This is a genomic window from Cupriavidus sp. BIS7 (assembly GCF_000292345.1).
Taxonomy (GTDB): Bacteria; Pseudomonadota; Gammaproteobacteria; order Burkholderiales; family Burkholderiaceae; genus Cupriavidus.
This window is the reverse complement of record NZ_ALOU01000011.1, coordinates 1-21,507: the sequence shown is the minus strand read 5'-3', so window position 1 is coordinate 21,507 and position 21,507 is coordinate 1. Positions and strand designations below refer to the sequence as shown.

At 64.4% G+C, this 21,507-nt stretch carries 18 protein-coding genes and 1 tRNA gene; 12 read left to right on the top strand and 7 right to left on the bottom strand.

Going from position 1 to position 21,507, the window contains the following annotated elements; genetic code table 11:
* The first annotated feature begins 148 nt into the window (after positions 1–148).
* Positions 149–1,360: a hypothetical protein gene (locus B552_RS0104970; RefSeq protein ID WP_019447909.1), complete on the top strand. Its 1,212-nt coding sequence runs from the start codon at positions 149–151 to the stop codon at positions 1,358–1,360.
* Between the two features lie 99 nt (positions 1,361–1,459).
* Here B552_RS0104970 and B552_RS0104965 read toward each other — a convergent pair whose 3' ends face one another.
* Entirely contained in the window at positions 1,460–3,448 is a 1,989-nt protein-coding gene (locus tag B552_RS0104965) for a diguanylate cyclase (RefSeq protein WP_237718168.1), read from the bottom strand.
* A 214-nt stretch (positions 3,449–3,662) separates the two neighbouring features.
* Positions 3,663–4,523, bottom strand: coding sequence for a LysR family transcriptional regulator (locus B552_RS0104960; protein ID WP_026035346.1), 861 nt, complete (start codon positions 4,521–4,523; stop codon positions 3,663–3,665).
* A gap of 90 nt (positions 4,524–4,613) precedes the next feature.
* Between B552_RS0104960 and B552_RS0104955 the strand changes: the two genes are divergently transcribed.
* The gene (locus B552_RS0104955) at positions 4,614–5,222 is read left to right on the top strand and encodes a cysteine hydrolase family protein (RefSeq protein ID WP_019447906.1); all 609 of its coding nucleotides are present in this window, start codon (positions 4,614–4,616) and stop codon (positions 5,220–5,222) included.
* A gap of 185 nt (positions 5,223–5,407) precedes the next feature.
* Positions 5,408–6,421, top strand: coding sequence for a lipopolysaccharide heptosyltransferase I (gene waaC / locus B552_RS0104950; RefSeq protein WP_019447905.1), 1,014 nt, complete (start codon positions 5,408–5,410; stop codon positions 6,419–6,421).
* Here the strand turns inward: waaC and B552_RS0104945 are convergent.
* The gene (locus B552_RS0104945; RefSeq protein ID WP_026035345.1) at positions 6,385–7,065 is read right to left on the bottom strand and encodes a hypothetical protein; all 681 of its coding nucleotides are present in this window, start codon (positions 7,063–7,065) and stop codon (positions 6,385–6,387) included. The genes waaC and B552_RS0104945 overlap by 37 nt on opposite strands.
* Positions 7,066–7,349: 284 nt before the next feature.
* Here B552_RS0104945 and B552_RS0104940 point away from each other — a divergent pair, with 284 nt between their 5' ends.
* The 4 genes from B552_RS0104940 (at position 7,350) to bluB (ending at position 10,871) form a co-directional block, all read left to right on the top strand.
* Positions 7,350–7,970: a cysteine dioxygenase gene (locus tag B552_RS0104940; RefSeq protein WP_019447903.1), complete on the top strand. Its 621-nt coding sequence runs from the start codon at positions 7,350–7,352 to the stop codon at positions 7,968–7,970.
* Complete coding sequence (locus B552_RS0104935; protein ID WP_019447902.1) at positions 7,967–9,565, top strand: rhodanese-related sulfurtransferase; 1,599 nt, start codon at positions 7,967–7,969, stop codon at positions 9,563–9,565. Before B552_RS0104940 ends, B552_RS0104935 begins: the two co-directional genes overlap by 4 nt.
* A gap of 164 nt (positions 9,566–9,729) precedes the next feature.
* Positions 9,730–10,071 carry a hypothetical protein gene (locus B552_RS0104930; protein ID WP_019447901.1) on the top strand — a complete coding sequence of 114 codons (342 nt, stop codon included), beginning with the start codon at positions 9,730–9,732 and terminating at the stop codon, positions 10,069–10,071.
* Positions 10,072–10,202: 131 nt separating this feature from the next.
* A complete protein-coding gene (gene bluB / locus B552_RS0104925; RefSeq protein ID WP_019447900.1) occupies positions 10,203–10,871 on the top strand; it encodes a 5,6-dimethylbenzimidazole synthase in 669 nt (222 codons plus the stop codon).
* Positions 10,872–11,020: 149 nt separating this feature from the next.
* Here the strand turns inward: bluB and B552_RS0104920 are convergent.
* The 4 genes from B552_RS0104920 to B552_RS0104905 all read right to left on the bottom strand — a co-directional run bounded on the left by B552_RS0104920 (position 11,021) and on the right by B552_RS0104905 (position 13,249).
* Positions 11,021–11,095, bottom strand: a tRNA-Val gene (locus B552_RS0104920).
* A gap of 142 nt (positions 11,096–11,237) precedes the next feature.
* A complete protein-coding gene (dnaQ, locus tag B552_RS0104915) occupies positions 11,238–11,963 on the bottom strand; it encodes a DNA polymerase III subunit epsilon (RefSeq protein WP_019447899.1) in 726 nt (241 codons plus the stop codon).
* A 24-nt stretch (positions 11,964–11,987) separates the two neighbouring features.
* Positions 11,988–12,425, bottom strand: coding sequence for a ribonuclease HI (rnhA, locus tag B552_RS0104910; protein WP_019447898.1), 438 nt, complete (start codon positions 12,423–12,425; stop codon positions 11,988–11,990).
* A 32-nt stretch (positions 12,426–12,457) separates the two neighbouring features.
* Positions 12,458–13,249 carry a methyltransferase domain-containing protein gene (locus tag B552_RS0104905; protein WP_026035343.1) on the bottom strand — a complete coding sequence of 264 codons (792 nt, stop codon included), beginning with the start codon at positions 13,247–13,249 and terminating at the stop codon, positions 12,458–12,460.
* Positions 13,250–13,259: 10 nt separating this feature from the next.
* On the opposite strand from B552_RS0104905, the gene gloB reads away from it, so the two are divergent.
* The 5 genes from gloB to B552_RS0104880 all read left to right on the top strand — a co-directional run bounded on the left by gloB (position 13,260) and on the right by B552_RS0104880 (position 21,463).
* The gene (gene gloB / locus B552_RS0104900) at positions 13,260–14,060 is read left to right on the top strand and encodes a hydroxyacylglutathione hydrolase (protein WP_019447896.1); all 801 of its coding nucleotides are present in this window, start codon (positions 13,260–13,262) and stop codon (positions 14,058–14,060) included.
* A 155-nt stretch (positions 14,061–14,215) separates the two neighbouring features.
* Entirely contained in the window at positions 14,216–15,970 is a 1,755-nt protein-coding gene (locus tag B552_RS0104895; RefSeq protein ID WP_019447895.1) for a transglycosylase SLT domain-containing protein, read from the top strand.
* 285 nt (positions 15,971–16,255) lie between these two features.
* Positions 16,256–18,145, top strand: coding sequence for a propionate--CoA ligase (locus B552_RS0104890; protein ID WP_019447894.1), 1,890 nt, complete (start codon positions 16,256–16,258; stop codon positions 18,143–18,145).
* 145 nt (positions 18,146–18,290) lie between these two features.
* Positions 18,291–20,666, top strand: a complete 2,376-nt coding sequence (locus B552_RS0104885; protein ID WP_019447893.1) for a bifunctional salicylyl-CoA 5-hydroxylase/oxidoreductase — start codon at positions 18,291–18,293, stop codon at positions 20,664–20,666.
* A 2-nt stretch (positions 20,667–20,668) separates the two neighbouring features.
* A complete protein-coding gene (locus B552_RS0104880) occupies positions 20,669–21,463 on the top strand; it encodes an SDR family NAD(P)-dependent oxidoreductase (RefSeq protein WP_026035342.1) in 795 nt (264 codons plus the stop codon).
* The last annotated feature ends 44 nt before the right edge of the window (positions 21,464–21,507 follow it).

The window sequence follows — 21,507 nt, the reverse complement described above, 5'->3', positions numbered from 1 at the left end:
TACGGCGGCGCTGTTGCGCCGCCGTATCACTTTGTGCCGAATCTGTGCCGCTTTGGAAGTTTAGCGTTGCAATCCCATTCTCTTTGCAGGTTTCTCTGCCCAGCCTCTCTAGAATCGTTCGCAGGTAATCTCATGAAGCGAGGCACTGGTGAACGTATCCGAAACCATCTTCAGGCGCGTGCAGCTTGCTGCGGAACTGGCCGATGAACTGATGAGCAATTCACGTACGGGCATGGCGTGGTCAGGCTTGTTCCTGTCTGCGCCGCGTCGCACGGGGAAATCGACGTTCCTTCGGGAAGACCTCCAGCCTGCGCTCGAGCGCCGCGGCGCGCTGGTCCTGGTTGCCGATCTCTGGAAGAACAGTGACGTCGATCCTGGCGATGTCATTGTCGATACCGTACGTCAGGCGCTTGCCGCTCACCAGGGTGTCGTGGCACGTATGGCGCGCGCGGTGGGGCTGGAGCGGTTTGGAATCGGCGGCTTCTCCTTTTCCATTGACAGGGTCGGGCTCGGCAAGGGCGTTGCCCTGTCAGATGCGCTCGCCGAACTGTCGGACCGGATCAGGCGGCCCATCGCGTTGATCATCGACGAGGCTCAACAGTGCATGGCTACCCGCCGTGGCAACAATGCAATGTTTGCGCTCAAGGCGGCGCGCGACGAGCTCAACTTCGCCCATCACGGGCTGCGCATCATTGCGACGGGCTCCGACCACGTCAAGCTGCGCATGCTGCTCGGTTCGCGCGAGGCATTCTTCTGCGCGACCGAGCGGGCGCTTCCGGTGCTGGGGCGCGACTATGTCGACTGGTTCCGCGCGCGGCATGACATCCCCGATACGCTTGGCCCGGATGTCCTGGAACGCCTGTTTGCACGTGCGGGGTATCGCCCCGAGGTGTTCGAGAGCGCAGCCATCGCAGTTGGCCGGCAAGGATTCGGTGGACCAAATGCCTGGGTTTCACTCGAACGTACGATTGATGAACTGATGGCCAATGTCCACGCGCCTGCCATGCGCACGGTAGATGAACTGCCGCCAATCGATGGCGCAATCATCCGGGTGATGGCCACCAGCTACGAGATGTTCGCTGGCTTTAGCGCGGAGACGATGGAAGCCTACCGGCGTGTCATGAACCGTCTGGCACCCGAGCCTTCCGCGCGTCTTGACTATCCCGAGGTGGAGCGTGCGCTGGAGCGGCTGGTGTCGCTGCGGCTTGTATGGCGCTCCGTGCTTGGCCTGCATGTTGTTGAAGATCCCACCTTTGCCGTGGCAATGCGCAAGGCGGGCATGCTGGACGTGGTCAAGGGTACGCCGGGCGCGAAGTTGACCCTTGTTACGTCGAACAAGGACGGCTTATCCGTGGCATGAAACGCCGTTCACGTAACGATTCTGGCGTCCAGCACGGCATGGCGGTCTCGCCGGTATTGGTACTGAACCTGGTATTGGTCTGCACTGGACTGCCGCCGGTCAGCCAAGTGGAGCAATCTCTGTCGTCTTGTTGGGCCCGGTGGCTGAATAGCACGCTTTGCCATGGCGCTTGGCGTCATACAGTGCCATGTCCGCACGCATGAACAGTTCGCTCACTGATGTGCCCTGGTCCGGGCGGTGGATGGCGCTGCCAACGCTGGCCGTTGCCACAAGCGTGTTGCCGTCGATCGTAAACGGGCGCAACGCCGCATGGACTACCGCGTGCCCGATCCGCTCGACCATGTTCGGCGTCGTGACCTGGTCAAGGATGATGGCGAACTCGTCGCCGCCGATGCGGGCCACCGCATCGGCGCTGCGTACGCAGGTGCGCAGGCGCTCTGCAAACGCCGTCAGCAGGCGGTCACCAACCGGGTGGCCATAGCTGTCGTTGACCGACTTGAAGTCGTCGAGATCCACCAGCAGCAGGGCGGCACGCTGGCCGGCTGCGTCCGCACGCGCCATGATTTCCTGCAGGCGCCTGTCGAAGCCCTTGCGATTGAGCAGGCCCGTCAGGTGATCTGTCAGCGTCTGGGCTTCCAGCGTGCGCAACTTCTTGCGTTCGTCAGTCACGTTGCGGGCAAACATGTGAAGTCCGGTGACAACGTCCTGCGTGTCGTTCCAGGCGGGCTGATAGGTGACTTCCCAGGCGGCGCCGTCGGCGGTTTCGCGCGTGAATGTCACCACATCGCCGGCGCAGGCCTGGTCAAGGTACGGCTTGTTGGCCACGTACTCCGGCGTTCCCCATAGCTCGCGGACCGACAGGCCGGTGATCTGGTCGGCAGGCAGCCCATAGTGCCGCGCGTAGGCCTGGTTCACGAAGGCGAATCGCTCGCTTGCGTCAATGAACGCCACGAATTCCGGTACGTGATTGGCGATGGCCACGAAGCGCTTTTCGCTTGCCGCGGCACTGTCATTGGCGGCCTTTAGCGCGGCCTCGCGCTCCGACAGCTGCTGCATGACCTCCGAGAAGGCACTGGCTAGTTCGCCGATCTCGTCATCGCGGTTGGCGGGCAGGTCGGCCACGGCCGCCGGTCGGGTGCCCAGTTGTCGCACTGTGCGGTGCAAATGTTCGAGCGGCGCGAGCAGGAACCGGATCGTGCTCCACATCAGCGCGGCCGCAAAAATCAGGGATAGCATGCCGACCAGGATCGCTCGCTGCCGTACCTCGACCATCGGCGCGTAGGCCTCCTTGGCCGGTAGCACGGAAACTACTTCCCACCCGTTGGATGCCAGCAGGTGCCTTGCGACCACGGGTTGCTGCGGCGCCAGTGATTCCCAGCGCGAAGCTGGTTGGTCTGCGCCGCACGATTCTCCATAGGCGCGTGCAGGGGTCAGGACCTTGCTGCTGTCGGGGTGCATGGCGTAGCGCGGATTGGGCCCCGCGGAAACCAGGCAATAGAAGCCCGTCAGGCCGATGTGGCTGTGGGCAAGTTCACGCAGGAAGTTATCGGCGGACAGGTTCAGCACACCGCCGACTACCGCTCGCAGTTCGCCGTGCGGTCCTTTCAGGGGCACGGCCAGGATGACGCCAGGCGCGTTCGTGTGTTTGCCCTGCAGCAGGTCCGAGACGGCAAACGGTGATCCGTGCAGGATCTCCTTGAAGTAGTCGCGATCGCCGATGGTCATCTTGACCCCGGTCGGGACGGCCGTGCTGAACGCAAGTGAACCGTCTGGCCACGCCATGAAGACTGCGTTGAAATGCTCCGGCATGTCGACCGTGTCTGCGGCGAGCTGCCGCAACTGTGCCGGGGGGGTATCCAGGACGGGCGCGAGCGTACGGGCGAGCCGCCGCAGCACGATCGCGCGTGACTCAAGTTTCTCGTCCAGTTGGTCGGCGACCAGCTTTACCAGTGTGTCCTGCTGACTCCTGACGAGTTCATTCAGGCGTCCGTAGGCATATATCTGGGAAAACCCGGCGCGCGCCGCGAACACTAGCGTGACCACGGCTGCGGCGGCGATCGCCATCCGGTACTTCAAAGAGTGCCGCATGTATCTTGTCTTTTGGCGCACTGACCCGTATTCGGCTGCTTGGGCTTTCTTTGCGATGACCCCACCCATCTCATAGGCAACCGGTTCAGAGCGTAGCAGAACTGTTATCGATTGCCTTCGGAGTAGCGAGCCAAATGCGTGCGACATCGCACGTGAGGTGCTGCATGGGGCTCATCCTAGTTGCGCGTTAGCGTCATGGCCCGCTAATGCCTGCTCAGGGGCAGTTCGACAATGCCTCGGCAAGCCAATCGATAACCGGCCGGAAGCGCGATGCGCCGCGAAACTCCGCGGGGTAGGCAAGCCAGATTTCGCGAATGACCTCGGGCACCTCCCGCACCAATGTCAGCCCTGGGTCATCGGCGGCAAGGTAGTGGGGCAGCAGCGCCACGCCGATGCCGCTGCGCACGGCTTCGCTCACGGCCAGCAGGCTATTCGACTGGAATGCGAAGTGACGCTCCAGTGCTCGCGGCCATTCCACTTCTGGCAGCGTGAAGCCTTCATCGAGCAAGCCACAAAGCGGCGTTTCGGTGGCGATGGCGGTTGCCGGGGGCATCCCGGCTGGCGCGTAGAGGCCGAAATGAACCGTTCCCGCCCGCTGCGCGACCATCGTGTCTTCCTGCGGCCGCGCCAGGCGCACGGCAATGTGCGCGCGCCGCCTGGCCAGGCTGGCAACGCGGTTGTCGAGTTCAAGTCGGACCTCCACGTCCGGATTTGCCGCGTAGAGAGCGGGCAGGCGCGGCGTGAGGAAGTGGGTACCCATTGCGGAGGTTGCGGCCACCCGCACCACGCCGGAGACGCCAGATGCTGCGCCTTCGATCTCGCGCAACAGTCTGTCCGCCGACTGCTCCATCTGGCGCGCGGCAATGAGGGCGTTGCGGCCCGTGGCAGTCAGCGAGAACGTGCCATCCGCGCGCGTGGCCACCGGCTTGCCCAATGCGGTTTCCAGGCGGCGGATTCGCCGGATGGCCGTGGCGTGCGTGATATCGAGTTCGCGCGCGCAAGCCGAGTAGCTGCCCGTTCGCATCAGCGTGGACAAGGTCAGCAGATCATCCCAGGAGATTGTGCTTTTTTGCACAGCGATTGTGATTTGGTGGCGAATTGGCGCACAGCTTAGCCTGCCATACGATGCCTGCATAGCCACCCCATCCGCCCAAGGAGAAGTGCAATGTCAGGCACCCGCGCCCCCTTCACGCTGCTCGACGCCGCTGGCGCAAGCCGCAAACCGTCAGCATGGTCAGACGCCGTGCTGGTCCTGGTGGACCATCAGCGCGAATATGTCGATGGCCGGCTGCCGCTGACCGGCATGCCGGAGGCGGTGGCGGCCTGTGTAGACCTGCTGGCGCTGGCGCGCAGGCACGGTTCGCCGGTCATCCACGTCGTCCATCACGGGAAGGCGGGCGGGGCATTCGATCCCACCGGCCCGTACGCGGCCATCATCGAAGGCCTGGCACCGGTTGATGGCGAGCACGCTGTCATCAAGCATCTGCCGAACAGCTTCGCCGGAACGGATCTGGCCGATCTGCTGGCCGCCACGGGTCGCAAGGAGTTGATCGTTGCAGGTTTTCAGACGCATATGTGCATCAGCGCAACCGTCCGCTCGGCGCTTGACCATGGCTATCGCGTGACGCTGGTGGCTGCAGCCTGCGCCACGCGTGATTTGCCCGACCCCCTCGGCGGCGAGCCGCTCTCGGCAGCCGAACTGCACCGCGTTACGCTGGCAGCGCTGAATGACCGTTTTGCCACGGTTGTGGCCAATGCGTCGGTCTGGCATTGAGCGGGCAGGCAACCGCGCCGTGATTGGTGGCGGGACGCGTGACGGCGGAGCGGCGGGGAGGGCCTGACAACGCCTCCCCTGACAACGCCTCCCAAAAGGCCACGTCAGCCAATGGCTGAGGCATACTAGCGCCTTCCTAAACGCGGTCGGACCCGGCCGCGTCCCGACAAGTCGCCCCACAATTCATGAAGCGCATTCTACTGATCAAGATCACGTCGCTAGGTGACATGGTGCATACCCTGCCGCTCGTCTCCGACCTGCGGCGTGCCTACCCGGACGCGAAGATCGACTGGGTGGCGGACGCTTCCTGTGCAGACATTCCGCGTTGGGCGATTGGCGTTGACCGCGTGATTTCGCCGCCGCTGCGCCAGTTCAAGAAGAATGGCCGCAAATTGCGCGATCTGCGCGGCATTCTGCGCGCTGTGGGTGAACTGCGCCGTGAACGCTATGACGTGGCGATCGACGTGCACGGCGTCTACAAGAGCGCCATTGTCGCCCGACTGGCCCGTACCCGCCGGCGCTTGGGATACTCCGCCGAGTTTCTGGGCGAGGCGCGAGCGGTCTTTGCCTACACCGAATTGTTCGGGCCGCACGGCGACGCGGACTGCCGCCACAAGATGCGCCTGGTGGTTGCCAACGCGCTTGGCTATGAGATTGAGCCGCAGGAAACCTGCGCGCTGCGCGTTCCCGCCCCGGTCACCCCGCTCAATGCCGACGGCGTGCCCCGCGCGATGCTGTTCCACGCCACTTCCGCCGAAATCAAGAAGTGGCCCCAGGCGAACTGGATCGAGGTTGGGCACGCGCTGTCCCTGCGAGGCTATCGTGTCCAGTTGCCGTGGGGGTCGCAGAAGGAACATGACGAAGCGCAGGCGTTGGCGGCCGCCATTCCGGGCGCCGAGGTGCTGCCGCGCATGTCGATCACCGAGTGCGCACAACGCGTTGATGCGGCGTCGCTGGTGGTGGGCATGGATACCGGCTTCGTCCACCTGGCCGATGCACTGGGCAAACCGACCGTGATGCTGTTCACGGCGACTTCGCGTCCGCACTTTGGCGTGAACCGCCCCGGCCAATCGGTGTCGATTGGTGACAACGGCGCGCCGCCGTCGGTCGACGAGGTGCTGGCGGCGGTTGCAAGCGTCACGCAGCGCGGCACCGCCGCTGATCAGCCGGCACGAGTGACAGGCAGCGTATCGGCATAACGCCAGTGCTCGAACCGGACGATCATGGTGTCTTTGTCCGCCGTGATCAGATCGAGCATGAACGGCAGACGGCGGATAAGCATCCTGGCCATATAGCGCGATACGCCTTTCGGCCCGGGCGGTGGATCATGCCGCTCCCCATGGCGCATGGCCAGGCGCAGGATATGGACCGGCACGAACCGCTGCGCATCGTTCATGCTTGCATGAGCGGCCTCGGAGTACAGCAGCGGCGTCCGGGCCAGCCGGGCAAACCTGTTACGCAGCTTCGCCAGCGCGGTTGGTGCCAGTTCCATGCCCGACCCGTACAGCCCCAGTGCAGTCATGCCGCGCACATTTGCCTTCCATAACCCGCCCACCACCATCACCGAGTCGCGTTTCTCCGGCGGCGCCAGTTCTGTTGTGTCTTCCCAGATGCTCAGCATCTCGCCGTTCAGGTCGAACAGGTGGCAGCGCCGCGCAAACGAGCGCTGGTAACCGATGATGCAATCCAGGTCGTCATCGAACACGGGCTTTACGTCGCACGGCATTCGCCTTGGGCGGATCTCGAACAGGCCGGCAGAGACGGCGTAGCGGCCCGTCCAGGGCCGTGCGGCCCCCGCCGTCGGATCAGGGGCATCATTTGCAGGTGGCAGGTCCAGCAACATCGACAGCAGTCCGTAGCAATGGTGAAAACACAACGCTACTGGGTGGGCGACATCAAGTCTTGAGGACGATTCTCAAACTGGCCGCAGCCTTTTCTGCAGTTGGCCGCAATTTGATTCTGCGCAAGTCGGTGCTTCAATGGATGCATCCACCCAGCATGAAGCGCACCGGTCGGCGTCCATGCTCAGGCCTTCTCATCGGCCTGCTGCCTTCGTGCTAAGGTTGTGGCCGAATGCCATCGGCCGCGACACGATAGAAGACGGCCGAGCTATCCAGGAGACGTGCCATGTCCGAATCATCCACCCCGGCGCAGGCGCTGACGCCGCTGCGAGATTTCATTACGGCCTTCTCGGCGTTGCTGGACCAGCATCCCGATGAAGCGCGCATTCGCGAAGAGGGCGGAAGCCTGCTGGCGAAGCTCGTCTCGCGTGACGACTGGTTGCCGGATGCCTACGCGCAGCCGCACCCCGAGTACTACCAGCAGATGCTGTTGCATTGCGATTCCGCCGAGCGATTTTCTATCGTCAGCTTCGTCTGGGGCCCCGGACAGCGCACCCCGATCCACAACCACACCGTATGGGGATTGATCGGCATGCTGCGCGGCGCCGAGTACTCGCAGCCGTTCGTGATCGATGCCGACGGCACGCCGCGGCCGCATGGCGAGGCGGTCCGGCTTGAGCCCGGCCGTGTCGAAGCGGTTTCACCGGCCATTGGCGATATCCATCGCGTGCACAACGCGTTCGACGATCGCGTTTCCATCAGCATTCATGTGTACGGCGCGAACATCGGCGCGGTACGCCGTCATGTCTTTCCGGAAACTGGCGGCAGCAAGTCGTTCATCTCCGGCTATTCCAATTCCACCCTGCCCAATCCGTGGGACCGCTCGAAGGACCCCGCAGCATCATGACCGAAGCTCAACCGTTTCCGAAGACGGCCGTCCTGGCCGTGCGCCAGGCATTGCTCGAACGGACCGAAATCGCATTGATCGACGTGCGCGAGGAAGACCCGTACGCGCAGCAGCATCCGCTCTGGGCCGCCAATTTTCCGTTGTCGAAGCTCGAGCTTGAGGCCTGGACGCGCATCCCGCGCCGCGATACGCGCGTTGTCGTGTATGGCGAGCATGATGGCGAGGATCTTGCCTTGCGCGCCGCGTCCACGCTGCGCGGCCTTGGCTACACGGATGTCTCGCTGCTCGATGGCGGGCTGGCCGCGTGGATCGCCGCTGGCGGCGAAGTGTTCCGTGATGTGAACGTGCCGAGCAAGTCTTTTGGCGAAGTGGTGGAGGCAAGGCGGCACACACCGTCGCTGGCCGCGCCAGAGGTGCAGGCGCTGATCGACAGCAAGGCCGACGTGGTGATCGTCGACGCGCGGCGCTTCGACGAGTATCAGACGATGAGTATCCCCACGGCAACGAGCATGCCGGGCGCCGAGTTGGTGCTGCGTATTCGCGATCTGGTGCCGGACCCTGCGACGCAGGTCATTGTCAATTGCGCGGGCCGCACGCGCAGCATCATCGGCACGCAGTCCCTGATCAACGCGGGGATTCCGAACCCGGTGGCGGCGCTACGCAATGGGACGATCGGCTGGACGCTGGCGGGGCAGACGCTGGACCACGGCGCCAGCCGGCGGCCGCCATCGGACGTGAGCGCCGCCAATCGGGATAGGGCGCGCGAGGGGGCGCGAAGCGTGGCCGCTCGCGCGGGCGTTCGCCGTATTGCCCTTGATGCGCTGGCGACTCTGGAGGCGCCGGGCCGCACCGTCTATCGATTCGACGTCCGCACACCCGAGGAATACGCCGCAGGGCATCTGGCCAGCTTCCGCAGTGCACCGGGCGGGCAACTGGTGCAGGAGACCGATCATCATGTGCCGGTGCGAGGTGCGCGGATCGTGCTCGCCGATGACGACGGCGTGCGCGCCGACATGAGCGCGTCGTGGCTGGCCCAGATGGGCTGGGAAGTCTATGTGATTGATCCTGTCGACGAAGCTCAACGCAGCGCGCGTGGCGAGCAGGCTGCAGATATCCCCGCGGCGCCCGAGGTCAGGACGGTGTCGCCCATGGCGCTGTCAGCATGGCTGCGTGATGGTGATGCGACGGTCATCGACGTGACCGCCAGCGCCAACTACGTCAAGCGCCATATCCCCAGGGCATGGTTTGCGATCCGCGCGCAATTGACGCAGGCCTTGCAGGAGATACCGCCTGCAAGGCGCTATGTGCTGACCTGCGGCTCCAGCCTGCTGGCACGTTTTGCCGCGCGTGATCTGCAGCGCCTGACAACAGCGGAAATCTTCGTGCTTGAAGGCGGGACGGCGGCATGGGTGGAGGCCGGGTTGCCGGTGGAGCAGGGCGAGTCGCGTCTTGCCGTTCCGCGCACCGATCGCTATCGCCGGCCATACGAGGGCACGGACAATGCCGCAGCGGCCATGCAGGCGTACCTCGACTGGGAGTACGGCCTGATCGCGCAACTCGATCGGGACGGCACACACTTTTTCGAGGTGGTTTGAAGCGGAGATATCCACATGGGCTCCGCCCACACAGGTGCAGAGGGCCCAAATATGGCGTTACAAACTTGACCGGAGCAATGTCGTCGCAGTCAGATTTCCCGGCGTTACTGGGGCATGTTCGGCAATCACCTGCCGGACATCAACGACCAGATGGGGAGCTAACGATGATGACGAAGAAGATTATTGGTGGCGTGGCAATCGCAGTGCTTGCGGCAGGCCTGGCCGGCGGCGCGGTAGCGGCCGACAAGGACACCCGCTGGGAGCGGAATCATCCGCGCCGCGAGGAGGTCAACGACCGGCTTGCCAACCAGAACCGCCGCATCCACCAGGAGGTTCGTGAGGGGGAGATCTCGCACCAACAGGCGGCCAGGCTTCACAACGAGGATCACCAGATCCGCCAGGAAGAACGTCTGATGGCAGGCCAGAATGGCGGCCATATCACGCGCCCGGAGCAGCAGGCACTTAACCAGCAGGAGAATGCGGTCAGCCGGCAGATCGGCCGCTGATCATCTGTAGCGCCAGGCGACAGCAGGACGTCTTGCGCCTGCTGTCGCCATTTGGTATTTGTCGGATGTCCAGGCCTCGGGCAGCGGTTCGAGGTGCGGAGGATGGGGATACCGATATAAGGAATGGGCGTATGTCTGACGCACATGTTGATGCCTCCGAACGCGAGGCGCTGTACCGCATCATGGCGTTGCGACGCGACTGCCGTCACTTCACGCCGGGGCCGCGGCTTGCCGACGCGCAACTGGAGCGATTGCTGCAGGCCGCTCACCAGGCGCCCTCGGTGGGCCTGATGCAGCCATGGCGCTTTATGCGCCTGAGTGAACCGGCCTGGCGAGAGCGGTTGATTCCATTCGTCGAGGCAGAGCGGCTGGCCACGGCCAAGGCCCTTGGCGAGCGGGCTGCAGAATTCCTGCGCATCAAGGTCGAGGGCATTCGCGACTGCGCGGAACTGCTGGCGGTAGTGCTTGCGCCGGATGACGGCACGGTCTTCGGGCGCCGCAGCATGCCGCGTGAAATGGCATGGGCCTCGGCGGCCTGCGCGGTGGAGAATCTCTGGCTGGCAGCGCGCGCGGAGAACCTGGGCCTGGGCTGGGTATCGATGTTCGACCCGGAAGTCATCGCGCGCGAGTTGCAGCTTCCCGCGGGCGCCACGCCGTTCGGATTGCTCTGCCTGGGACCAGTGCCCGCCTTCTACGAGCAGCCGATGCTTGAAGAGGTCGGCTGGCGTCAACGTCGGCCGCTCCACGAGATGCTGTGGGCGTCTCCGGCCCTTCCAGCGGCGGGGGATGAGCCAGGCTGATCCGGATCCTTGTTGCCCGATGAGAGGGCTGGCGATGCTCGCAAAGTACCGCGAGCAAACAGACAACAAAAAGCGGGCAACAAAAAACCCGGAAAGCTCGTCAGCGATCCGGGTTCACGGCAACGTTAGGCGTTGCAAGCCACAAATTTTGGTGGGTGGTACAGGGATTGAACCTGTGACCCCTGCCGTGTGAAGGCAGTGCTCTACCGCTGAGCTAACCACCCCTGACTGCTTCGTCATCGTTGTTGCTGATGTCGTGCAGCGGAGAAACGAGATTATGCCGATGCGTCAGTACCTTGTAAAGCCCTTTTTTCAACTTTCTTCGAAAATGTCGCAAAGGGCGTTGCAGGTCGTCGTTGCAGGTCTTTACTGGGCGGTGGCCTCTGCTGGTGCGGATTCCTGCCAGACGGTCTTGCCGCCGCTAGCCTTGTCCAGTTCTTTGAGCACGCCCATGTGAGCAGAGACCTCGTCCTCGGTGGCCAGCAGCACGGGAAGCGTCAGGACCGACAAGTCAGCGGTGGCTTGGGTCTCGCCGCCTGTGGCGGCGCCATCGAGCATGTCGATGACGAGCGAGTTTTGGCCGCGCGTCATGGCCAGGTAGACCTCGGCCAGCAGTTCCGCATCGAGCAAAGCGCCGTGCAGCGTGCGATGGGCGTTGCTGACGCCCAGCCGGTCGCACAGTGCATCCAGCGAGTTTCGCTTGCCCGGGAACATCTGGCGCGCTTCGCGCAGCGTGTCGATCACGCTGCCGGCGTGTTGCCGGAACGGGGGCAGGCCCAGGAGCTGGAACTCCATGTCCAGGAAGCCCAGGTCGAACGCTGCGTTGTGGATGATCAGCTCGGCATCCTGCACGAAATCACGGATCTCGTTGACGACCTCACCAAACTTTGGCTTGTCGGCCAGGAAATCCAGGGTGATGCCGTGCACGGCGATCGCATCTTCGTGGATGTCGCGCTCGGGGTTGATGTAGTAGTGCAGGTGGCGGCCGGTCAGGCGGCGGTTCACCAGTTCCACGCAGCCGATTTCGATCAGGCGATCGCCCGATGCGTGGTTCAGGCCGGTGGTTTCGGTATCGAGAACGATCTGTCGCATGGCGGGGATTGTACGCGACGGGCGTCAGGGGTTGATCGAAGCGACGCCGCGATTGGCCAGCGCGTCGGCGCGTTCGTTGCCGGGGTGCCCGTTATGGCCGCGTACCCAGTGCCACGTGATCTTGTGTGGTTGCGTGGCTTCGTCCAGCGCCTGCCAGAGGTCGGCATTCTTGACCGGCTTCTTCTCCGCGGTTTTCCAGCCGCGCGCCTTCCAGCCATGAATCCACTCGCTGATGCCTTTCTGCACGTACTGCGAATCCGTATAGATATTGATGATGCACGGCCGTTTGAGCGCGCGCAGCGCCTCGATGACGGCGGTCAGTTCCATGCGGTTGTTGGTGGTCGGGCTCTCGCCGCCGAACAGTTCTTTCTCGTGGCCGCCGGCGACGAGCACGGCGCCCCAGCCGCCGGGGCCGGGATTGCCCTTGCAGGCTCCGTCGGAATAAATCGTGACTTCTTGCATGGATATATGTGTGGAGGTACTGGCAGTCCCGGTTAGTCCTGGCCAGGGGTCTTGCCGTGCGTGCCCGTGGGCGTGGCAACTGGTGCCGCCACGGGTTTCAGCGCTGGCTTGGCCGTTTTCCAGGCCGGGCCTACCAGACGGATGTTCTTGACGCGCTTGACCGCGGAGATCATGTAGACCGCGCCGAAGATTGGCCACCAGCGATCGCCGGCCTTTTCCATGAAGGCGGCGCGCTGCAGCCAGCGGTCGGTGCGGTAGGGCGGGCAGTAGCAGCCGAAGCGGCCGCGAATGATCTCGAAGCCGAGCAGCTTGAGCCAGTCCTTGATCCGCACGAAGCCGGTGGTCTGCGCGTCGCTGGGCAGGAATGGCGTGGCGCCGAGCCGGTTCAGGCCCTGCCGCGCGCCCCAGAGGCTCATCGGGTTGAAGCAGGTCACCACCACGCGGCCCTCGGGCATCAGCACGCGCGATACTTCGCGCAGCACTTCGTGCGGGTCCTCGGAAAACTCAAGGATGTGGGGCAGCGTGACGAGGTCGATGCTCTGGGTGTCGAACGGCAGTTCGTCGAAGCGGCACAGCAACTGGCGCGCATCGGGGTGGGTTTCGCGCGGACCGTGCGGTCCGGCGCGGTCGTCCAGCGCCAGCGCCGAGAACGGCATACGGTTCTCGCGCAGCGTGTCGATCGCGGGCAGGCCGAGCTGCACGGCGTGATAGCCGAAAATGTCCGCAACCGTCCGGTCGTATTGCTGCCCTTCCCACCGGAGCACGTATTGCCCGGGAGGGGAGGCCAGCCATTCTTCCCAATCTATAATCGGTCGGTCGGACATAGGAGCAAGCATGTTGAAAGTGGAGCCGATCCCCGCCTTTCAGGACAACTATATCTGGGCAATCCATGACGGGCATAGCGCCGCCGTGGTGGACCCAGGTGAAGCCGAGCCGGTTGAGCGATTCCTGGCGCAACGCGGGTTGGCATTGGGCGCTATTGTAATCACCCATCATCATGGAGATCATCAAGGTGGCGTGTCAGACCTCCTCAATCGTCATGCAAATGGCCCGGACGGCGCGCCGCTGCCCGTAATCGGCCCTGCCGGCGAGCGGATTGAGCACCGCACGCAGGCCGTGCGCGAGGGCGATACCGTCACGCTGCGCCATCCGGAAGCCACTTTCGGGGTGCTGGACGTGCCGGGCCATACGGCGGGCCATGTGGCTTTCGTGGGAGATCTGCCGGGCGCGGGGGCGGTGGTGTTCTGCGGCGATACGCTGTTTGCCAGCGGCTGCGGGCGGCTGTTCGAGGGCACGCCCGCACAGATGCTGGCCTCGCTGGACAAACTTGCGGCATTGCCCGGCGACACGCGGGTCTACTGTGCCCACGAGTACACGCGCAGCAATGTCCGCTTTGCCCGGGCCGTGGAGCCGGAAAACCCGGATCTGGCCGAATGGGCGGCGCGCGTGGATGCGCTGCGCGAGGCAGATGTGCCTACCGTGCCGACGACGGTGGCGCTTGAGCGCGCCGTCAATCCGTTCTTGCGCTCGCGCGAACCGGCGGTCCGCCAGGCCGTGCGGACACAGGGCGGGGACGTCAGCAACGATGCGGCGGCATTTGGCGCGCTGCGGGGCTGGAAGGACGGCTTCCGCTAGTTTTTGCGAGGTTGCACCACGCAGTATCGGAAAGATCTGATACCGCTCGACCGCGAAGTAGTCTCAAATTGCATCATGGGGAAAATCTCATTGACGCCAAGAGGGCTTTTCCATAGCATCAGGCCAACTTTTTGGCGTCACTTTCAGAGAACTTAATGCGATTTGGTCGATTTCTGGCGGTAGTTGCGTGTGCCACGCTGCTTGCAGCCTGCGCCGGCACATCCACCCCGCCTGCCGGAGAGCTGTCCGGCACGCCGACCGCCCTGGAGTCCGGTCCGAAGAAGGACCCGCTTAACACGCTCAACAGCACCGGCCGTGCCGGCTCGTTGTCCAACTCGTCCGTCATCAATGTCGACCAGTCCAGCGTGGACTGGCTGCGCGGGCCGTCCACCGATATCTGGGACCGCATCCGCAAGGGCTTCGCGATGCCGGACCTGGAAGGCACGCTGGTGGACGACCGCACGCAATGGTATGCGGCGCGCCCGGACTATATGGAGCGGATGGTGAGCCGGTCGAGCCGCTACCTCTACCACATCGTGGAGGAGCTTGAGCGGCGCAAGATGCCTACGGAGCTTGCGCTGCTGCCGTTCGTCGAGAGCGCGTTCAATCCCCAGGCGGAGTCCACGGCCAAGGCCGCGGGTATGTGGCAGTTCATCCCCAGCACGGGCAAGACGTACAACCTCAAGCAGAACATGTTCCGCGACGAGCGGCGCGACGTGCTGGCATCGACCGACGCCGCGCTTGACTACCTGCAGCGGCTCTATGACATGTTCGGCGACTGGCAGCTTGCGCTGGCCGCCTACAACTGGGGCGAGGGTGCGGTCTCGCGCGCGATTGCGCGCAATCAGGCGCGCGGCCTGCCAACGGACTATGCGAGCCTGACGATGCCGACGGAGACGCGCTACTACGTGCCGAAGCTCCAGGCGGTCAAGAACATCATCGCCAATCCGGCGGCGTACGGCGTCAAGCTGCCCGAGATCCCCGACCACCCGTACTTCGTTACGGTCACCACGTCGCGCGATATTGACGTGGCGCTGGCGGCCAAGCTGGCCAACATGCCGCTGGACGAGTTCAAGGCGCTCAATCCGTCGTTCAACCGACCCGTGATCCTGGGCGCGGCCAATCCGCAGATCTTGTTGCCATTCGAAAACGCGGAGCGCTTCCAGTACAACCTCAATACCTACCGTGGGGGCCTGTCAAGCTGGACTGCGCTGACCGTGGATAGCCGCGAGCGTGTGGAGGCACTGGCCGCGCGGCTCAATGTGGATGTCGATACGCTGCGCGAGATCAACCGGATCCCGAAGGGCATGCGTCTGAAGGCCGGGTCGACAGTCATGATCCCGCGTACCGAGCGCCACGACCAGGATATCAGCGCTTCGCTGGTTGACACGGCGATGCTGGCCGTCGAGCCCGATGTGCCCGATGCCAAGCGCGTCGTGGTGCGGGCCGGCCGCAAGGACACGGTAGCCAGCGTGGCCCGCCGCTACGGCGTATCGGTCAAGCAGGTCCAGTCCTGGAACAAGCTCTCGGGCAGCAAGCTGGTATCGGGCCAGAGCCTGGTGCTGATGCTGCGTCCCAACTCGCCGGCGGCCGCACGTGCGGAGCGCGCCGAGCGCGACGAGGACGAAGCGCCCGTGAAGGGTGCTGCGTATGGCAAGTCGGGCGGCAAGGGGCAGTTGGTCGCGAAATCGGAAAAATCCGAGAAGGTCGAAAAGTCGTCAAAGGATGGCAGGGACGGGAAGGGTGCGAAGGCCGAGCCGCGCAAGCGTGCTGTGGCGGAAGCCACGCCGCGCAGTGCCGCGAGCAAGTCGTCGGGCAAGCCGGCTGCGGTCCCCGCCAAGTCTGCCGCACACGAGAGCAAATCCTCGACCGCGCCTTCGACCAAAGCCAAGCAGAGCCACACGCACTGATCCCCGCGCGGGGGGATCCTTCCTAATCGTTTCTCAATCCCACCCCGGCTTGCGTCATTGACGCTGGCCGGGGTGGCGCATTGTCTTGGCCGCGTTGCTCGATGCGCACGATTGGGAATCGACGCCGTCATGGTAGATTCTCCAGAAAAGATGGCCGGCATCCGTGGCCAGGTGAAAGGCAGTCCCGCGTTGTGCGGCAGGTAGTCGCCGCGCCGGTCTTTCGCCGACCGGTTTGCCAATGGCCCAATACAACATTGACCATCTGCATAGCGGAGGAGACTTACCATGACGGCAAGCAGTGCCCTGCACGCGCGTTCCCTATCCGATCCGGCCGGATTCTGGGCCGAACAGGCAGCGCGCATCGACTGGGAAACGCCTTTTGAACGTGTGCTGGACGACAGCCGCCCGCCATTCGCGCGGTGGTTCATCGGCGGGCGCACCAACATCTGTCACAACGCTGTTGACCGCCACCTGGCGGCACGCGGCGACCAGCGCGCGCTGGTCTATGTTTCCACCGAGACCGATACCGAACGCACCTACACCTATCGCGAACTTCACGACGAAGTCACGCGCATGGCGGCAATCCTGCAGGGGCTAGGCGTGCAGCGCGGCGACCGCGTACTGATTTACATGCCGATGATCCCCGAGGCAATGTTCGCGATGCTGGCGTGCACGCGGATCGGTGCCGTGCATTCGGTGGTGTTTGGCGGGTTTGCCTCGGTCAGCCTGGCCGCGCGCATCGACGACGCCAGGCCGCGCGTGATCATCAGCGCCGACGCGGGATCGCGCGCGGGCAAGGTGGTGCCATACAAGCCGTTGCTCGACGAGGCGATCCGGCTGGCCGGCCACCATCCCGAAAAGGTGCTGCTGGTGAACCGCAAGCTGGCCGAGATGCCGCTGGTGGATGGCCGCGACGAAGACTACGCCGCGTGGCGCGACAAGGTGGCCGGGCAGGCCGTGCCGTGCGTCTGGATGGAATCGAGCGAGCCGTCGTACGTGCTCTACACCTCGGGTACCACGGGCAAGCCGAAGGGCGTGCAGCGCGACACAGGCGGTTACGCGGTGGCGCTGGCCACGTCGATGGAGTACATCTTCTGCGGCAAGCCGGGCGACACGATGTTCACCGCGTCCGATATCGGGTGGGTGGTTGGTCATAGCTATATCGTCTACGCGCCGTTGCTGGCTGGCATGACGACGGTGATGTACGAAGGCACGCCGGTGCGTCCCGATGGCGCGATCCTGTGGAAGATCGTCGAGCAGTACGGCGTCAACATCATGTTCAGCGCACCGACCGCGATCCGCGTGCTGAAGAAGCAGGACCCGGCGATGCTCACGCGCCACGATCTGTCCAGCCTGAGGCTGCTGTTCCTGGCCGGCGAACCGCTGGACGAACCGACCGCGCGCTGGATACAGGACGGCATTGGCAAGCCCGTGGTGGACAACTACTGGCAGACCGAATCGGGCTGGCCGATCATCGCGATCCAGCGCGGCGTGGAGGCGCTGCCGCCCAAGCTCGGCTCGCCGGGGGTGCCGGCCTACGGCTATGACCTGCGCATCGTCGATGAAGTCACCGGCGAGGAATGTCCGCCGAACACCAAGGGCGTGGTGGCCATCGACTACCCGCTGCCTCCGGGTTGCATGTCCACGGTCTGGGGCGACGATGAGCGCTTTGTCCGCACGTACTGGTCGGCTGTGCCGAATCGCCAGAGCTATTCGACGTTCGACTGGGGTATCCGTGACGAAGACGGCTATGTCTTTATCCTTGGCCGCACCGATGACGTGATCAACGTGGCGGGCCACCGGCTTGGCACGCGGGAGATCGAGGAAAGCCTGTCTTCGCACCCCGGCGTGGCCGAGGTGGCCGTGGTCGGCGTGCAGGATGCGCTGAAAGGACAGGTTGCCATGGGATTCTGCATCGCTCGTGACGCATCACGCACATCAACCGACGCGGACCGCCTGGCCTTCGAAGGTGAGTTGATGAAGACGGTGGAGCAGCAGCTTGGTGCTGTGGCTCGCCCCGCGCGCGTATTTTTTGTCAATGCGCTGCCAAAGACGCGTTCGGGCAAGCTGCTGCGCCGCGCCATCCAGGCCGTGGCCGAGGGGCGTGACCCCGGTGATCTGACGACGATTGAGGACCCGACGGCGCTGGAGCAGGTGAAGACGTCGCTGGGTTGACGGTTTTTTGGCTCCTCTCTCCCGCGCAGGCGGGAGAGAGGAGAAATTCTCCTTGCCAGACACTGCGATGCCGCCTAATATTTTAAGCATAAAATATTTAACCCTGATGTAGAGGCCGCGAAAGTGGCCGGCAGGAGACGAACAGATGCGAGTGCTTTGTATTGGTGGCGGCCCTTCGGGTCTGTATTTTGGCCTGCTGATGAAGCTGCAGAACCCGTCCAACGAGGTGATCGTGGTGGAGCGCAACCGGCCTTATGACACGTTCGGCTGGGGTGTGGTGTTTTCCGATGCGACGCTGGAGAACCTGAAGCAGGCTGATCCGGTCAGCGCGGCCGAGATCAACGCGGCGTTCAATCACTGGGACGATATCGACATCCATATCGGCGGCCGCACGATCCGCTCGGGCGGGCACGGTTTCATCGGCATCGGGCGCAAGCGTCTGCTCAACATCCTGCAGGCACGCTGCGAGGCTCTTGGCGTGAAGCTCGTGTTCGAGACCGATGTCAGCGACGACCAGGCGCTGGCCCGCCAGTACAACGCCGATATCGTGATTGCCTCCGACGGCCTCAACAGCCGCATCCGCACGCGCTATGCGTCCACGTACGAGCCCGACATCGATACGCGCCAGTGCCGCTTTGTCTGGCTGGGCACGCACAAGCTGTTCGACGCGTTCACGTTTGCATTCGAGAAGACCGAGCACGGCTGGTTCCAGGCGCACGCTTATCGTTTCGACGACAACACGTCGACGTTCATCGTCGAGACGCCCGAGTCCGTCTGGAAGGCCGCTGGCATCGAGCAGATGAGCCAGGAGGAGGGCGTGGCGTACTGCGAGAAGCTGTTCGCCAAGTACCTCGATGGCAACAAGCTCATCAGCAACGCCGCGCACCTGCGCGGATCGGCAATCTGGATTCGCTTCCCGCGCGTAATCTGCCACCGCTGGGTGCACTGGAACACGCTGGACGACGGCCGCCGCGTGCCGGTAGTCCTGATGGGCGACGCCGCGCATACCGCGCATTTCTCGATCGGATCGGGCACCAAGCTGGCGCTGGAAGATGCGATCGACCTGGCCGAGGCAATCGGCGAGCATCGTGCCGCCGGTGTCGATGGCCTGCCCGAGGCGCTGTCGCGCTACGAAGCCACGCGCAGCGTGGAAGTGCTCAAGATCCAGAACGCCGCGCGCAATTCCACGGAGTGGTTCGAGAATGTCGAACGCTACGCCGGCATGGCGCCCGAGCAGTTCGCCTACTCGCTGCTGACGCGCTCGCAGCGGATCTCGCACGAGAACCTGCGCGTGCGCGATGAGCAGTATGTCGACGGCTTCGAGCAATGGTTGGCCGCGCAGGCCGGCGTGCCACAAGACACGCTGAAGCTGCGTGCCGCCGCTGGCGACGCCGGGCTGCCGCCGATGTTTACGCCATTCACGGTGCGCGGCGTGACGCTCAAGAACCGCGTGGTGGTGAGCCCGATGGCGATGTATTCATCGGTCGATGGTGTGCCGGGCGATTTCCACCTCGTGCACCTGGGCTCCCGTGCGCTGGGCGGCGCAGGCATGGTCGTGGCCGAGATGACCTGCGTATCGCCCGATGCGCGCATCACGCCGGGATGCCCCGGCCTGTGGAACGACGCACAGCGCGACGCGTGGAAGCGGATCGTCGATTTCGTGCACGCCAACAGTGACACGAAGATCGCCATGCAGCTTGGACACTCCGGGCGCAAGGGCTCGACGCAGCTTGGCTGGGAAAAGATGGACTATCCGCTGGCGGACGGCAACTGGCCGCTGGTGTCCGCATCGGCGCTGCCGTACATGCCCGGCGTCTCGCAGACGCCGCGCGAGATGACGCGGGCCGACATGGAGCGCGTGCGCGATGACTTCGTGGCCAATGCGCGGCGCGCAGCCGAAGCTGGCTTTGACTGGCTGGAACTGCACTGCGCGCACGGTTACCTGCTGTCGAGTTTTATCTCGCCGTTGACCAACGTCCGCACGGACGAGTACGGCGGGACGCTGGCCAACCGCCTGCGCTTCCCGCTCGAGGTGTTTGCCGCCGTGCGCGCCGTGTGGCCGCAGGACAAGCCGATGTCGGTGCGAATTTCGGCGCACGATTGGGTCGATGGCGGTATCACGGCCGATGACGCCGTGGAGATCGCACGCGCATTCAAGGCGGCGGGCGCCGACATGATCGATTGCTCGTCGGGCCAGGTCAGCCCCGATCAGGCGCCGGTCTACGGCCGGATGTACCAGACGCCGTTTGCCGACCGCATCCGCAACGAAGCCGGTATTCCCACCATTGCCGTGGGCGCGATCTTCGAAGCCGATCATGTCGATAGCATCGTAGCGGCGGGCCGTGCCGACCTGTGCGCGATTGCGCGTCCGCATCTGGCCGATCCTGCATGGACGCTGCATGAGGCGGCCAGGCTTGGGTATCGGGATGTGACGTGGCCGAAGCAGTACGTTGCCGGCAAGCGTCAGCTTGAAACCAACCTCGCGCGCGCCGCATCGTACGCGCAGCAGCCGGGGAAATGATCATGGCCAACTCACTGGAAGGGCGCCACGCGCTGGTGACCGGCGGCGGACGCGGCATCGGCGCCGCCATCGCCCGTCGGCTGCTGGCCGATGGCGCCAGCGTGACGCTGCTGGGCCGCGAGCAGGCCGCGCTCGATGCCACCGTGCATGCGCTGCAGCCGCACGTGACGCCGGGTGCGCAGTTGGGCGCGGTCAGCGCGGACATTACCGATGCCGACTGGGTGTCCGGCGCGTTTACTTCCGCTGCCGAGGCGCGCGGGCCAATCACGCTGCTCGTCAACAACGCCGGACAGGCGCACAGCGCGCCGTTCGGCAAGACCGATCTGGCGCTCTGGCAGCGCATGCTTGACGTCAACCTGACCGGCACGTTCATCTGCACGCAGGCCGCATTGCCGACGATGCAGGCGGCGGGCTGGGGGCGCATCGTCAACGTGGCCAGCACGGCAGGGTTGATTGGCTATGGCTATGTCAGCGCCTATTGCGCGGCCAAGCACGGCGTGATCGGCCTGACACGCGCACTGGCGCTGGAACTGGCAACCAAGGGCATTACGGTGAATGCGGTGTGCCCGGGCTATACCGAAACCGATATCGTGCGCGATGCGGTGGCCAATATCGTCGACAAGACTGGCCGTACCGAGGACCAGGCGCGCGCCGAACTGGCCGCGCGCAACCCGCAGCGCCGTCTGGTGCAGCCGGACGAAGTGGCTGATGCAGTGGCATGGCTGTGCCAGCCGTCAGCGTCCGCGATCACGGGGCAGGCGGTGCCCGTGGCCGGCGGCGAGGTGATGGCGGGCTGAGGCACCAAATGTTTGCGCCCCTCTCCCGCCGTGCGGGAGAGGGG

Excerpts from the sequence above, each read along its gene's own strand:
- B552_RS0104965 (WP_237718168.1), bottom strand. The coding sequence starts at position 3,448 with ATGCGGCACTCTTTGAAGTACCGGATGGCGATCGCCGCCGCAGCCGTG.
- B552_RS0104955 (WP_019447906.1), top strand. The coding sequence starts at position 4,614 with ATGTCAGGCACCCGCGCCCCCTTCACGCTGCTCGACGCCGCTGGCGCA.
- waaC (WP_019447905.1), top strand. The coding sequence starts at position 5,408 with ATGAAGCGCATTCTACTGATCAAGATCACGTCGCTAGGTGACATGGTG.
- B552_RS0104945 (WP_026035345.1), bottom strand. The coding sequence starts at position 7,065 with ATGTTGCTGGACCTGCCACCTGCAAATGATGCCCCTGATCCGACGGCG.
- B552_RS0104940 (WP_019447903.1), top strand. The coding sequence starts at position 7,350 with ATGTCCGAATCATCCACCCCGGCGCAGGCGCTGACGCCGCTGCGAGAT.
- B552_RS0104935 (WP_019447902.1), top strand. The coding sequence starts at position 7,967 with ATGACCGAAGCTCAACCGTTTCCGAAGACGGCCGTCCTGGCCGTGCGC.
- B552_RS0104930 (WP_019447901.1), top strand. The coding sequence starts at position 9,730 with ATGATGACGAAGAAGATTATTGGTGGCGTGGCAATCGCAGTGCTTGCG.
- bluB (WP_019447900.1), top strand. The coding sequence starts at position 10,203 with ATGTCTGACGCACATGTTGATGCCTCCGAACGCGAGGCGCTGTACCGC.
- dnaQ (WP_019447899.1), bottom strand. The coding sequence starts at position 11,963 with ATGCGACAGATCGTTCTCGATACCGAAACCACCGGCCTGAACCACGCA.
- rnhA (WP_019447898.1), bottom strand. The coding sequence starts at position 12,425 with ATGCAAGAAGTCACGATTTATTCCGACGGAGCCTGCAAGGGCAATCCC.
- B552_RS0104905 (WP_026035343.1), bottom strand. The coding sequence starts at position 13,249 with ATGTCCGACCGACCGATTATAGATTGGGAAGAATGGCTGGCCTCCCCT.
- gloB (WP_019447896.1), top strand. The coding sequence starts at position 13,260 with ATGTTGAAAGTGGAGCCGATCCCCGCCTTTCAGGACAACTATATCTGG.
- B552_RS0104895 (WP_019447895.1), top strand. The coding sequence starts at position 14,216 with ATGCGATTTGGTCGATTTCTGGCGGTAGTTGCGTGTGCCACGCTGCTT.
- B552_RS0104890 (WP_019447894.1), top strand. The coding sequence starts at position 16,256 with ATGACGGCAAGCAGTGCCCTGCACGCGCGTTCCCTATCCGATCCGGCC.
- B552_RS0104885 (WP_019447893.1), top strand. The coding sequence starts at position 18,291 with ATGCGAGTGCTTTGTATTGGTGGCGGCCCTTCGGGTCTGTATTTTGGC.
- B552_RS0104880 (WP_026035342.1), top strand. The coding sequence starts at position 20,669 with ATGGCCAACTCACTGGAAGGGCGCCACGCGCTGGTGACCGGCGGCGGA.